The 12,916-nt window shown below is 67.9% G+C and carries 12 protein-coding genes; 5 read left to right on the plus strand and 7 right to left on the minus strand.

Annotated elements, in window-relative coordinates; all coding sequences use genetic code 11:
• Window positions 1-70 precede the first annotated feature (70 nt).
• The 5 genes from ACTICP_RS05140 to ACTICP_RS05160 all read right to left on the minus strand — a co-directional run bounded on the left by ACTICP_RS05140 (window position 71) and on the right by ACTICP_RS05160 (window position 4,963).
• On the minus strand, window positions 71-1,018 hold the full coding sequence (locus tag ACTICP_RS05140; protein WP_441890168.1) for a siderophore-interacting protein: 948 nt from the start codon (window positions 1,016-1,018) through the stop codon (window positions 71-73).
• A complete protein-coding gene (locus ACTICP_RS05145; protein WP_441890170.1) occupies window positions 1,008-1,808 on the minus strand; it encodes an ABC transporter ATP-binding protein in 801 nt (266 codons plus the stop codon). Before ACTICP_RS05145 ends, ACTICP_RS05140 begins: the two co-directional genes overlap by 11 nt.
• Window positions 1,805-2,878 (minus strand): FecCD family ABC transporter permease, encoded by a 1,074-nt coding sequence (locus tag ACTICP_RS05150; protein ID WP_441890172.1) that lies wholly within the window; start codon window positions 2,876-2,878, stop codon window positions 1,805-1,807. Before ACTICP_RS05150 ends, ACTICP_RS05145 begins: the two co-directional genes overlap by 4 nt.
• Window positions 2,875-3,852 carry a FecCD family ABC transporter permease gene (locus ACTICP_RS05155; RefSeq protein WP_441890262.1) on the minus strand — a complete coding sequence of 326 codons (978 nt, stop codon included), beginning with the start codon at window positions 3,850-3,852 and terminating at the stop codon, window positions 2,875-2,877. Before ACTICP_RS05155 ends, ACTICP_RS05150 begins: the two co-directional genes overlap by 4 nt.
• Window positions 3,853-3,928: 76 nt before the next feature.
• Window positions 3,929-4,963 carry an iron-siderophore ABC transporter substrate-binding protein gene (locus tag ACTICP_RS05160; protein WP_441890174.1) on the minus strand — a complete coding sequence of 345 codons (1,035 nt, stop codon included), beginning with the start codon at window positions 4,961-4,963 and terminating at the stop codon, window positions 3,929-3,931.
• Window positions 4,964-5,098: 135 nt separating this feature from the next.
• Here ACTICP_RS05160 and ACTICP_RS05165 point away from each other — a divergent pair, with 135 nt between their 5' ends.
• The 4 genes from ACTICP_RS05165 to ACTICP_RS05180 all read left to right on the plus strand — a co-directional run bounded on the left by ACTICP_RS05165 (window position 5,099) and on the right by ACTICP_RS05180 (window position 10,897).
• Complete coding sequence (locus ACTICP_RS05165; RefSeq protein WP_441890176.1) at window positions 5,099-6,133, plus strand: FUSC family protein; 1,035 nt, start codon at window positions 5,099-5,101, stop codon at window positions 6,131-6,133.
• A gap of 179 nt (window positions 6,134-6,312) precedes the next feature.
• Entirely contained in the window at window positions 6,313-6,981 is a 669-nt protein-coding gene (locus ACTICP_RS05170) for a DNA alkylation repair protein (RefSeq protein WP_441890178.1), read from the plus strand.
• A 117-nt stretch (window positions 6,982-7,098) separates the two neighbouring features.
• Window positions 7,099-8,298 (plus strand): alpha/beta fold hydrolase, encoded by a 1,200-nt coding sequence (locus tag ACTICP_RS05175; RefSeq protein ID WP_441890180.1) that lies wholly within the window; start codon window positions 7,099-7,101, stop codon window positions 8,296-8,298.
• 85 nt (window positions 8,299-8,383) lie between these two features.
• Window positions 8,384-10,897, plus strand: coding sequence for a DEAD/DEAH box helicase (locus ACTICP_RS05180; RefSeq protein ID WP_441890182.1), 2,514 nt, complete (start codon window positions 8,384-8,386; stop codon window positions 10,895-10,897).
• A 148-nt stretch (window positions 10,898-11,045) separates the two neighbouring features.
• Here the strand turns inward: ACTICP_RS05180 and ACTICP_RS05185 are convergent, their stop codons facing one another.
• The gene (locus ACTICP_RS05185; protein ID WP_441890184.1) at window positions 11,046-11,435 is read right to left on the minus strand and encodes a VOC family protein; all 390 of its coding nucleotides are present in this window, start codon (window positions 11,433-11,435) and stop codon (window positions 11,046-11,048) included.
• Between the two features lie 59 nt (window positions 11,436-11,494).
• Entirely contained in the window at window positions 11,495-12,148 is a 654-nt protein-coding gene (locus ACTICP_RS05190; protein ID WP_441890186.1) for a M15 family metallopeptidase, read from the minus strand.
• 86 nt (window positions 12,149-12,234) lie between these two features.
• Here ACTICP_RS05190 and ACTICP_RS05195 point away from each other — a divergent pair, with 86 nt between their 5' ends.
• On the plus strand, window positions 12,235-12,915 hold the full coding sequence (locus tag ACTICP_RS05195) for a response regulator transcription factor (RefSeq protein WP_441890188.1): 681 nt from the start codon (window positions 12,235-12,237) through the stop codon (window positions 12,913-12,915).
• Window position 12,916: the final 1 nt, after the last annotated feature.

The following is a 12,916-nucleotide window of genomic DNA, read 5'->3' on the forward strand; positions in this document are numbered from 1 at the left end:
CAGCGGAGCGGAGCGGCAAGAAGTGCGACCTGAACGTGGTGCGACCACGCGGCGCGACCACCACAGCGGCTCAGCCGCGCATGGCGACGCCGCGGCGCCAGTAGCCCATGAAGGCCACCTGCGCTCGGTCGATGCCGAGCTCCTTGACGAGGTGCCGGCGCAGAGTCGTCACGACCCCGCTCTCGCCGGCGATCCAGAAGTATCGGTCAACGTCGGCGATCGGGGCATCCAGAGTCTCACCGCTGCCCGAGTACAGCGGCGTCTCCCACACCATCTCTTCGCCCTCAGCATCCTGCACGACGATCTCGGTGTGCCCCGTGTCGCCCAGGTAGTCGAGCGCGGTCGGGATCACACGCAGTCCGTGCGCAGCATCCCCGCGGGGCAGCCAGTGCACCTCGACACCGTCCGGAGCGTCGATGGGCAGGATGTCTTCCGCGGAGGGCACCTCGAGGAACACGATTCCGCGCAGGTCGCGCGGGGAGTCTTCAAGGATGCGCGCGATCGCGGGCGCCGCGGTTTCGTCGCCGACGAGCATGACCGATGACGCGGCACCGGGCGCGTACTCGATCCCGCTGCGGCCCTCGCGCCCGCGGCGCGGTCCGACGACCCACAGCTCGTCTCCGATGGCGGCGTTGCTCGCCCACAGCGACGCGGGACCGGTGAGGCCGGGAGCGAGGTGCAGCACGAAGTCGACGACCACCTCGGTGCCGGCATCCGTCACGTGCAGCTCACGTACCGAGTAGGTGCGCATCGACCCGCGCTTCTCCTCGGGCACGGCGAGGTATGCCGCCCACCAGTCGTCGTTGTCGCGGTCGATGTCGGGCAGGATGCCGGATGCCGGTGGGAACACGAGCTTGATCCGCGCGTCGTACACATCACCCGGCGTGCCGAAGTCCTCAAGCTCACCGCCGCCGAAGGTGACGCGAACGAAGCTGGGCGAGACACGTTCAACGGCGCGCACTTCGGCGCGGGCGAGGACGTAGGGCGGACGCGTGCGGGTGGTGGTTTCAGCGGACATGATGCCTCCCGATCGGGGTGACCATCGGCTTTCCGGAGACCGGATCCGTGGTGATCTGATTCGCCATGCCGAAGACTTCTTCGACCAGCGTGTGGGTGAGGACCTCGCCCGGAACGCCGGCGGCGTGCACCTGGCCGTGCCGCATCGCGACGAGCTCGTCGCTGTAGCGGGCGGCGAGGTTGAGGTCGTGCAGCACCATGACGATCGTGGTGCCGCGGGCGTGACTGAGGTCGGTGAGCAGGTCGAGCACCTCGACCTGGTGGGCGACGTCGAGGAAGGTCGTCGGCTCGTCGAGCAGGAGGATGTCGGTCTCCTGCGCGAGTGCCATGGCGATCCAGACGCGCTGGCGCTGACCGCCGGAGAGTTCGTCGACGCTGCGGTCGGCGAGGTCGGCGATGCCGGTGGCCTCGAGCGCGTCGGCGACGACCTCGTAGTCGTGGGCGGTCCAGCGGGCGAGCACCTTCTGATGCGGATGCCGCCCCCGCCCGACCAGGTCGGCGACGGCGATCCCCTCCGGGGCGATCGGCGACTGCGGCAGCAGACCGAGCACGCGGGCGACCTCTTTGGTGGGCCGGGAATGGACCGACTTTCCGTCGAGGACGACCTGCCCGGATATCGGTGACAGCAGGCGCGCGAGCGAACGCAGCAGGGTCGACTTGCCGCATCCGTTCGCACCGACGATCGCAGTGATCCTGCCGGGGGCGATGGTCAGGTCGAGCCCGTCGATGACGGTGCGGTCGCCGTAGCCGAGGGTGACGGCGTCAGCGGTCAGGGTGTGCGCTTCGGTCACAGCGATCCTCCCGAGCGGTTGGTGCGGATGAGGAGGTAGATCAGGTACGGCGCACCGAGCACGCCCGTGATGACGCCCACCGGGTACCGTGCTCCGAACGCGAACTGGCCGATCAGGTCGCCGGCGAGCACGAGCACGGCGCCGACGAACGCCGACGGCAGCAGCAGGTTCGCGCCGGGCCCGGTGATCCGGGCGGCGATGGGACCGGCCATGAAAGCAACGAACGCAATCGGCCCGGTGGCGGCGGTGGCGAAGGCGAGCAGGGTGACGGCGCCGATGATGAACAGCAGGCGGGTGAGGGTGACGTGCACGCCGAGGCCGGCGGCCGAGTCGTCGCCGAGTCGCAGCATCCCCAGGGCCCTGGCTTGCGCGAGCAGGAAGGGCACGATGACAAGACCGGCGATCGCGAGCGGTGCGACGTCGTCCCACGAGGCGTTGTTCAGACTTCCGGTGATCCAGCGCATCGCCGTCTGGATGTCCCACTGCGCAGCGCGCGAGAGCGTGTACGAGACGACGCTCTGCAGCATTGCGGCCAGGCCGATGCCGATCAGGATCAGCCGGATGCCGGAGAAGCCGCCCTTGTTCGAGAGCAGGTAGATGGCGATCGCCGTGATCAGCGCGCCAGCGACGGCGAGGCCCGACACGGCCGGGCCGCTCAGGCCGAGGACGACGATGCCGACGACGGCCGCCGCGCTCGCCCCCGCAGTGATGCCGATGATGTCGGGGGACGCGAGCGGGTTGCGCAGCAGCGTCTGGAAGGAGACACCGGCGATCCCGAAGGAGAGACCGGCGAGGATCGCGAGGACGGTCCGCGGCAGTCGCAGTTCACCGACGGTGAAGGACGCACCGGGAACCGTCTCGCCGAGGATCACGCGGATGACCTCGTCAGGTGTGTAGAACGTGTTGCCGACCATGAGGGCGACCGCGGCGAGCGCCGCCAGCAGGATGCCGAGGACGATGCTCGCGGTCATGTGCCGGCGATGGCGGGAACGCCGCCCGGCGGCGATCGCGGCGACGGTGTCCGGCGCTGGGGCGGACACCGTCGGAGCGGTCTTCGTGGCGGCAGTCACAGTTCACGCACCTTCTGGCGCCGCACGATCCAGATGAAGAACGGCGCACCGATGATCGCGGTGATGATGCCGACCTGGATCTCTTCCCCGGACGGCGCGATGACCCGCCCGACGACGTCCGCGGCGAGCAGCAGTGCGGCTCCGGCGACGGCCGAGAAGGGCAGCAGCCAGCGGTGGTCGGTGCCAACCAGCATCCGGCAGACATGGGGGATCACGAGACCGACGAATCCGATCGGCCCGGCGATCGCGGTCGCTGCCCCCGCGAGGATCACGGCACCGGCGGCGGAGATCAGCCGCGTGCGGAGGACGTTCTCGCCGAGTCCGGAGGCCAGATCGTCGCCGAGGGCGAGGGAGTTCATGCCGCGCGCGCAGGCGAAGCAGATCAGCGCGCCGAGCGCCAGTGCCGGGGCGGTGATCGCGATGCGCGGCCATTCCGCACCTCCGACGCCGCCGACCTGCCAGGCCTGGAAGGCTTCCAGCAGGTCGGCCCGGGGCAGCAGCACGGCGCCGATCAGCGATGCGAGCGCAGCCGAAGTCGCCGCCCCCGCGAGAGCGAGTTTGAGCGGGGTCGCCCCTCCGCGTCCGAGCGAACCGACGGTGTACACGAAGACCGCGGCGACGGCGGCTCCGATGACCGCGACGAACATCTGAGTGAGCGCCCCGCCGGCGCCGAAGAAAGCGAGGCCGATGACGACGGCGAGCGACGCCCCGTTCGAGATGCCGAGGATGCCGGGCTCGGCGATCGGGTTGCGGGTGACGGCCTGCATGGTCGCGCCCGAGAGGGCGAGGGCCGCCCCCACGAGGATCGCGAGCACGGTGCGCGGGATGCGCTTGATGATCGCGGCCTGTCCGACCGTGTCGTCCTGGCCGCTCAACGCAGCGAGGATGTCGTCGAGCGAGACGGCGCGCACGCCGAAAGACACCGACAGGATGCTGAGGACGATGATGACCCCGGCCCCGACGAGCAGCCACATGGTGCGCACGAGGGCCGGGCGCCGCAGGTTCGCGGCGCCCGGCTTCACGGTCGTTGCTGTCGAGGTCACTCGCCGGTCACTGCGCGGTCAGCGGTGCCTCGAGGATCGAGAAGTACTCGTCGATGCCCCACGGGATCGACAGCGGCGACGGGTTGGCCGAGTTCGCCATCGGGGTCGCATCCGGAAGGATGGCGATCTGACCCTTGGCGATCGCCGGGATCTTGCCGAGCAGCGGATCAGCCTGAAGCGCCTCGATCATCGATTCGTCACCGTAGGTGATGAAGACGTCGACATCGTCGAACTTCTCGACCTGCTCGGCGCTGACCTGAACATAGAACTCGGTGCTGTCCTCGTAGTCCTTGAGGATGTCGGGCTCCGGGAGCCCCTGGTCGAGCAGGAATCCTGGCCGGGTGTCGATCGGCGTGTAGAAGCCGAGCTGGCTGAAGTCGTTCGGGTCGATATAAGTGAACAGCAGCTTGGCGTCCTGCAGGGCCGGGTGCGCCTCGAGCGCAGCATCCGTCTGGGCCTGCAGGTCGTCGACCAGCGCCTGGCCCTCGTCGGCCAGCCCGAGCGCGGTGGCGTTCATCGTGATCATGTCGTCGACCGCGGTACCCCAGGCGACCTCGGGGTACGCGATGGTGGGGGCGATCTTGGAGAGGGTGTCGTAGTCCTCCTGCGTGAGGCCGGAATACGAGGCGAGGATGACGTCGGGGCTCGTGTCGGCGACGGCCTCGAAGTCGATGCCGTCGGCCTCATCGAACAGCACGGGGGTGTCGGCGCCGAGCTCTTCGAGTTTGTCTTCGACCCAGGGCAGCACGCCGTTGTCGTCGTCGTCGCCCCAGGCGACCTTGCTCATGCCGACCGGCACGACGTCGAGGGCGAGGGGGACCTCGTGGTTCGCCCAGGCGACGGACGCGACGCGCTCGGGCTTCTCGGTGATCGTGGTCTCGCCGTAGACGTGCTCGACCGTGACGGGGAAGGCGTCATCGGATGCCGGATTCGCACCGACTCCGGGGTCGTCTGTGCTCGTCGGAGCGGAGCTGGCGCAGGCGGTGAGGCTCACGGCGAGCGCCGCAGCTGCGCCGAGCGCGAGGAGTCGGGAGGTACGCACGGGCGTTCCCTTCGTTCTGGGTGTGGGGGGTGTGGCCGAGGCCGGGCGGCTTTGGTAAGCCTGCCCTAATGTAACACGGGGTTAGGGTGACCTCAGTTGCCGATGACGTGACGCCCGCAGGGCTAACGTTGTGCCATGAGGATGACGGCGGCAGTGCGCAGCGCCAAACGGGCACCCCTGCTTCAAGTCGTGAAATCGGCCGTCGCGACCATCGGGGCGTGGCTGATCGCCGGGTGGCTGATCCCCGGTCCCCTACCGGTGTTCGCCGCGATCGCCGCGATGCTGGTCGTGCAGCCGAGCGTCAACCAGTCGTTCGCCAAAGCGCTGGAGCGCAGCGTCGGCGTGATCGTCGGCGTCGTCATCGCGGTGCTGCTGAGCCTGCTGCTCGGGCCGCAGAACTGGGTGGTGCTGCTGTCCATCGCCGTGGCGATGCTGGTGGCCTGGGCCCTCCGCGCATCTCCGGGTGCAGGCAACCAGGTCGCGATCTCGGCCATGCTCGTGCTCGCGCTCGGATCGTCTGACCCGCAGTACGCGATCCACCGGATCGTCGAGACCCTGATCGGGGTCGCGTTCGCGCTGATCGTGAACGCGCTCGTCGTGGCGCCCGTGCTCACCGCCCCCGCACGCCGTGACCTCGGGCTGCTCGGAACCGAGATCGCCGCCAGCCTCGACCGGCTCGCCGATGCACTGCTCAGCACACAGCAGCCCGCGCAACTGCACGAGCTGATGCTCGAGGCCCGGCTGCTGCGACCGATGCAGGTCGCGGCTGAAGCATCCATCGCCGACGGGGAGGAGTCGCTGACCCTCAACCCGCGGCGCGCAGCGCGCGGTGAGATCGCCGAGATGCGCGCACTGCTGGATAGGATCTCGCCGATCGTCACGCAGGCGATCGGGATGACACGGGCGTTCTTCGACCACTACGACGACACGCTTGCTGACGAGCCGACCGTGCACGCGATCGCTGAGCAATTGCGCCGGGCCGGGCACGACGTGCGGCTCGCAGTGCAGTCCGCCGACATCGCGCCGGAAGCGTCGTCTGAGACCTCGACGATCCCGGCGCTCACCGCGCCGCTGCAGGTCAAGCCCCCGGCATCCGGCCATTGGATCCTGATCGGCTCCCTCATGGAAGACCTGCGCCGTATTCGCGGGGAGCTCGTCGGGGGCGACTGAGTCGGACGGTCGCGGCGGGCAGGTTGCGTATGTCCGGGAAGTTGCGGGTCACCGCCCGCCGGACTCGCTGTTTCTCGGACACGCAAGCCGGGCATGTCCGGGTTGTTGCGAGGTGTAGGTCGCTGCACCCGCAACAACCCCGACACGACGGAATCGAGATGCAGCCTTACGCTGGAATCATGACCGCCATGACCGTCCCGGAGGTGCTCACCGAGCTCGCAGCGCTCGAGGATCCGAAGATGCGGGCCGCGAATGAGAAGCGCGGCGATGATCACGGTATCCATCTGTCGAAGATGCGCGCCCTCGCGAAGCAGGTTAAGACGAACCATCCCCTCGCGAAGGAGTTGTGGGAGACCGGCGAGACGCCCGCCCGCCTGCTCGCGCTGCTGATCTGCAAACCGCGCGAGTTCTCCGCCGATGAACTCGATCGGATGCTGCGCGACACGCGCCCGCCCAAGGTCAACGACTGGTTCGTGAACTACGCCGCCAAGAAATCGCCGCTCGCCGAGGAGATGCGACTGCGCTGGTTCGGCGACGCCGATCCGACCGTCAATGCCGCGGCGTGGTCGCTGACCTCCGTGCGGGTGGTGAAGAATCCGGAGGGCCTCGATCTCACGCATCTGCTCGACCTCATCGAGCGCGATATGAAGGATGCTCCGACGCGGCCGCAGTGGGCGATGAACGAAACGCTCGCGAACATCGGCATCCGCAACCCCGAGCTGCGTCCGCGCGCGCTCGCGATCGGCAACGACCTGCAGGTGCTCGCCGACTACCCCACCGCGCCCGGCTGCATCTCGCCGTTCGCTCCGATTTGGATCACCGAGATGTCCAAGCGCGTCCGTTCCTGACCCTGGCTCTATGCACGCCCGCACCGCGGGTGCATGATGTTCGCAGGATCGCGAAATCTGGGGCGGGTCATGCGCGAAGGCGAAACAGGCGGACGACATCGTGAGACACGACACCGTGTGCTCATCATCGTCGCCGTCGCGCTCGCCTCGCTGCTCGTCGCATCCATCCCCGCCATTCTGAAACTCGGCGACTTCGCGGCACGGGTCGAAGAGGGGATGCTCGCCGAACCGGAGGTTCAAGCGTTCTACACCGTGCCGAGCCCGGCGCCGTCGGGCATGCCAGGCGATGTCGTCCGCGTCGCGCCCGCAGTCGGCGCTCCGCCAGGTGCGAAAGCATGGCGAGTCCTGTACCACTCGACCGACGAGACCGGCGCCGACACGATCGTGTCTGGCATGATCATCACGCCAGCCGCGGCAGCAGACGGGCCGCGCACGCTCGTGCTGTGGGGGCATCCGACGACAGGGATCGCGCCCCGCTGTGCGCCCTCGATCGGGGTCGCACCGTTCGCGCTGATCGAGGGCTTGGAGCACCTGCTCGACGCGGGCTTCGTGGTCGCCGCGCCGGACTATGCCGGGATGGGGATGCCCGGGCCTCCCTCGTTCCTCCTCGGTGACACCGAGGCCGCGAACTTGCTCGACTTCGCCCGTGCAGCGCAGAAGGTCTCCGGCATCAGCGTGGGCGCCGCTCTGCTCCTGTGGGGGCATTCGCAAGGCGGTCACGCCGCACTGTTCGCCGCGCAGAATGCGGCCGAGTACGCACCCGAGCTCACGGTCTTGGGAGTCGCCGTCGCCGCCCCCGCGACGAACCTCGGCGACCTGCTCCGGGCCGACGTCGGTGATGTCTCGGGCGTGACGATCGGTGCCTACGCATTCTCTGCCTACGCCACCGCCTATGCGGATTCGCTGCCACCCGACCCTCTTGACCTCATCCTCACCGACGCCGGCGCAGCAGCCGTGCCGCGCATGAGTGATCTCTGCCTGCTCGGCCAGAACGATCAACTGCATGAGATCGCGACACCGCTCATCGGCGGATTCATCTCGCATCCGCCCGAGAGCACAAGCCCCTGGGACGATCTGCTCGCCGCGAATACCCCGCAGCAGGAAGCGCTGCCGATGCCGCTGTTCGTCGCACAGGGACAGGCCGACAACCTCGTGCGTCCGGACATCACCGCCGGGTACGTGCGCACTCAGCAGGCCGCAGGGACTGACGTCACCTCGCGCACCTACCCCGGCGTGGGTCACGGCGGCGTCGCCCTCACGGCGATGGACGAACTCATTCCCTGGTTGACGCAGCTGCGGGATGCCGCGGCGCACTGAGCACGCGGCGCGGGCTGCCCGGGATCGTTGCTGACGAACGGCGCTGGACATAGCAGGGTGGTGCATGAGGGATGATCGAAGGATCATGCCTTCGCTTCTCGATCCGGCCACCCGTCCCGATGGCTCCGATGCGGATGCCGTCTACACGGCGTTCGTGGAATGGGCAGAGTCCACCGGCATCCAGTTGTATCCTGCGCAGGACGAGGCGGTCATCGAGATCGTCTCGCGAAACAACCTGATCCTGTCGACGCCCACCGGCACCGGAAAGTCGCTCGTGGCGATCGGCGCCCATTTCGCCGCCCTCGTCGAGGGCCGCCGCAGCTACTACACGGCGCCTATCAAGGCCCTCGTCAGCGAGAAGTTCTTCGCGCTGGTCGACATCTTCGGGCCCGAGAACGTCGGAATGATCACGGGGGATTCCTCCGTGAACGGGGATGCGCCGATCATCTGCTGCACGGCGGAGATCCTCGCGAACCTCGCGCTGCGTCAGGGCCCGGATGCCGACGTCGGCCAGGTCGTGATGGACGAGTTCCACTTCTACGCCGACCCCGAGCGCGGGTGGGCGTGGCAGGTGCCGCTGCTGACCCTGCCGCAGGCGCAATTCGTGCTGATGTCGGCGACGCTCGGCGACGTCACCGATCTGGCTGCGGACCTGACCCGCCGCACCTCCCGCGAGACCGCCATCGTGACAGGTGTCGAACGACCCGTGCCGCTGCACTTCTTCTACGAACTGACGCCGATCCACGAGACGGTCGAGGATCTTCTCGGCACCGGCCAGGCACCGATCTACATCGTCCACTTCTCCCAGGCCGCGGCGATGGAGCGGGCGCAGGCGCTGTCGAGCACGAAGATCGCGACGCGCGAGCAGCGCGACGCGATCGCGGCCCTCATCGGCGAGTTCCGTTTCACGACGGCGTTCGGCAAGACCCTGTCGAAGTTCCTGCGTGCCGGGATCGGCGTGCATCACGCCGGAATGCTGCCGAAGTACCGCCGGCTCGTCGAGCAGCTCGCCCAGCGCGGGATGCTGCGTGTCATCTGCGGCACCGATACGCTCGGCGTCGGGATCAACGTGCCGATCCGCACGGTGCTGCTGACAGCGCTGACGAAGTTCGACGGCACGCGGATGCGGCAGCTCAATGCTCGCGAGTTCCACCAGATCGCCGGGCGGGCGGGTCGAGCCGGCTACGACACCGCGGGCACAGTCGTCGCCCAAGCCCCGGAGCACGAGACCGAGAACGCCGCGGCGATCAAGAAGGCCGGCGACGATCCGAAGAAGAAGCGGAAGATCATCCGCAAGAAGGCGCCGGACGGATTCGTGTCGTGGGGTGAGCCGTCGTTCCGCAAGCTCGTGGGTGCCGAGCCGGAGACTCTGACCTCGCACATGCAGATCACGAGCGCGATGCTGCTCAACGTCATCGGACGCGGCGGCGACGTATTCGGCAATATGCGCGCGCTGGTATACGACAACCATGAGCCGCGAGCGCGGCAGCGTCTCCTCGCTCTGCGCGCGTTGGGGATCTACCGGACGCTGCGCGATTCGGGGATCGTCGAGCAGAGTGCCGACGGCACAATCAGCGTGACCGTCGACCTGCAGCCGAACTTCGCGCTGAACCAGCCGCTCTCGCCGTTCGCGCTGGCTGCCTTCGAACTGCTGGACCCGGATGCCGCAACCTTCGCCCTCGACATGATCTCGATCGTCGAGTCGACACTCGACGACCCGCGCGCGGTGCTGAGCCAGCAGGAGTTCCTCGCTCGCGGTGACGCCGTCGCCGAGATGAAGCGCGAGGGCATCGAATACGAAGAGCGGATGGAACTGCTCGAGCAGATCACGTACCCGAAGCCCCTGGAAGAGCTGCTCGACCAGGCGTTCGAGACGTACAGCTCGGCGCAGCCGTGGATCCGCGACTTCGAGCTGCACCCGAAATCCGTCGTGCGCGACATGTACGAGCGAGCCATGTCGTTCGGGGAATATGTCGCGTACTACAAGATCGCGCGCTCAGAGGGCGTGGTGCTGCGGTACCTGTCGGACGCCTATCGCGCGGCTTCGCAGACGATTCCCGAGGACTTGAAGAACGACGACCTGCGCGACCTCATCGAGTGGCTGGGCGAGCTCGTGCGACAGGTCGACTCCTCGTTGCTCGACGAATGGGAGGAACTGCGGGCCGGCACCGACAACGGCATCGTCGACCTGCACCGCCCGGATGACGAGCCGATCGTGCCTCCCGCGCCCAAGCGCCTCACCGCGAACGTGCGCGCCTTCCGCACGCTGGTGCGCAACGAGCTGTTCCGTCGCGTGCAGCTCGCCGCGCTCGAAGACGTCGATACCCTGGCCGAGCTCGATGCGGAGTTCGGGGCTGACGGCTGGAACGACGCCCTCGACGCCTACTTCGACGACCACGATGAGATCCTCACGGGCCCGGACGCTCGAAGCTCCAAGCTGCTGATGCTGACCGAGGGCGCCACGCAGTGGACGGCACGTCAGATCTTCGACGACCCGGTCGGCGACCACGACTGGGGCATCTCCGCGACCGTGGATCTGGCGGCATCCGACGAGGCCGGCGAAGCCGTCGTGACGGTGACGGGGGTGGACCGGCTCTAGGCTTCGACTCGCTGCGCTCGCTCACCCCGTTTCGTCTGCGGCGCTCCGCGCCTCCGCTCAACGACCCGCGGCGTCTCTCCGCATCCCCCTCAACGACTGGGACTGTCAGCCGCGGGGCGTTGAGCGAGCGAAGCGAGACGAAACCTGCTCACGCCTGCATGACGGCGAGCACGTTGCCAGCCGGGTCGCGGAACCACGCGATGTCGGGCCCGTGTCCCCCGCCGCGGACGATGCCGCGCTCGTCAGAGGCGAACTCCTCGTCGCTGTAGATCTTGGTGTTCACGCCGCGGGTGATGAGTTCGTCCACGGCGGCGTCGACGTCGGCCACCGGGAAGTTCAGGATCGTGAAGCTCGCGGGCGTATGGTTCGGTTTCGGGTAGACGAAGATCGACCCGCCACTGGGCAGTCGCAGGTTGAGGAATCCCATCGCGTTGTCCTCGACATCGAGCCCGAGAGTCGTCCCGTAGAACTCCTTCGCCGCGGCGATGTCGTCGACGCTGAAACCGCTGAATGCTCTGTCCACTGTGAAAGCTGCCATGGTTCCAGCATCCGCCGGTCTGCGCTGAATGTCGATAGCCATCCGGCCGTCGACAGCACTCATCTCTGCATCCGCGGGTCTTCGGTCGGGTCGGCGAACATCTGCGGGCATCCGCGATCGACGGCCTCCGGGCGCAGCTCGTAATGCCACGACTCGTTGGCATAGATCTGGCAGAGGCCATAGGCAGAGCCGCGCTGAGCCAGCCAGTCCAGAGCGGTCAGCGGTCCGAGATCGACCGCGTCTCCGGTGACGTGCGCCGAGGTCGCCGACGTGGCGACCCATCGAGCCGCTTCCTCTTCGGACCCGTAGTCGGCGACAGCATCCTGCAGCATGTGCTGCTGAAGCGCCTCCGAGCGCCACCCGCTGTTGACGACGAACTCGACGCCGTCGTCTGCAGCATCCGTCGCCGCGCGGCGGAGAGCGTCGAGCAGCGCGGGGTCAAGGTTGGCGATGGCGGGCTTGTCCTGGTCGAACACCGATAACGCGGCACCGTCGAAGATCACGCCGTCGGCCTCGCTCGGTGCGATGACGGAGTCGACCGGCGTCGAGCCGGGCGTGATCTCCCCCGTCGACTCGCTCGCATCGCGGTCGGTGGATGCTGCGGCCAAAGAATGCTGCACGGCGAAAGCAGCGCCCACAGCGAGGACGAGCACGGTCAGGATCACGAAGACCCGCCGCCGAAGAACGACAGCGGACGAAGTTGCGGTGTTCATGCATCCAGAGAACACGGGCGCCGGTTACCAGCGCGTATGCGCTTTTTCATATGCTCGCGATAAGTGCTGATGCGTAGGATCGCACCATGCGCGTGCTGATCGTCGAGGACGAGCCTTACCTCGCCGAGGCGATCCGGGATGGGCTGCGCCTGGAGGCGATCGCCGCCGACATCGCCGGGGACGGCGACACCGCGCTCGAACTGCTGAGCATCAACTCCTACGACCTCGCCGTGCTCGACCGCGACATCCCCGGTCCGTCCGGTGACGACATCGCGCGCTGGATCGTCGACTCCGGCAGCGGCATACCGATCCTCATGCTCACGGCCGCCGACCGCCTCGACGACAAGGAATCCGGCTTCGAACTCGGCGCCGACGACTACCTCACCAAGCCCTTCGAGATGCGCGAGATCGTGCTGCGACTGCGGGCGCTCGACCGTCGCCGTGCGCGCTCACGACCACCGACGACGGAGCTCGCCGGCATCCGTCTCGATCCGTTCCGTCGGGAGGTGTTCCGAGACGGACGCTATGTCGCGCTGACACGAAAGCAGTTCGCGGTCCTTGAAGTGCTGATGGATGCCGCAGGCGGCGTCGTCAGCGCCGAAGATCTGCTCGAGCGGGCCTGGGATGAGAACGCCGATCCGTTCACGAACGCCGTGCGGATCACCGTGTCATCGCTTCGCAAACGGCTGGGTGAACCGTGGGTGATCGTCACCGTGCCCGGCGCCGGGTATCGGATCGATGCCGGAATGGATGCCGCGGATGACTAGG

This window comes from Microbacterium sp. (assembly GCF_052102115.1).
Lineage (GTDB): Bacteria > Actinomycetota > Actinomycetes > Actinomycetales > Microbacteriaceae > Microbacterium.

What these genes read in the sequence shown, in the direction of transcription:
- ACTICP_RS05140 (WP_441890168.1), bottom strand. Translation starts at nt 1,018, where the DNA reads ATGTCCGCTGAAACCACCACCCGCACGCGTCCGCCCTACGTCCTCGCC.
- ACTICP_RS05155 (WP_441890262.1), bottom strand. Translation starts at nt 3,852, where the DNA reads ATGTGGCTGCTCGTCGGGGCCGGGGTCATCATCGTCCTCAGCATCCTG.
- ACTICP_RS05165 (WP_441890176.1), top strand. Translation starts at nt 5,099, where the DNA reads ATGAGGATGACGGCGGCAGTGCGCAGCGCCAAACGGGCACCCCTGCTT.
- ACTICP_RS05170 (WP_441890178.1), top strand. Translation starts at nt 6,313, where the DNA reads ATGACCGCCATGACCGTCCCGGAGGTGCTCACCGAGCTCGCAGCGCTC.
- ACTICP_RS05180 (WP_441890182.1), top strand. Translation starts at nt 8,384, where the DNA reads ATGCCTTCGCTTCTCGATCCGGCCACCCGTCCCGATGGCTCCGATGCG.
- ACTICP_RS05185 (WP_441890184.1), bottom strand. Translation starts at nt 11,435, where the DNA reads ATGGCAGCTTTCACAGTGGACAGAGCATTCAGCGGTTTCAGCGTCGAC.
- ACTICP_RS05190 (WP_441890186.1), bottom strand. Translation starts at nt 12,148, where the DNA reads ATGAACACCGCAACTTCGTCCGCTGTCGTTCTTCGGCGGCGGGTCTTC.
- ACTICP_RS05195 (WP_441890188.1), top strand. Translation starts at nt 12,235, where the DNA reads ATGCGCGTGCTGATCGTCGAGGACGAGCCTTACCTCGCCGAGGCGATC.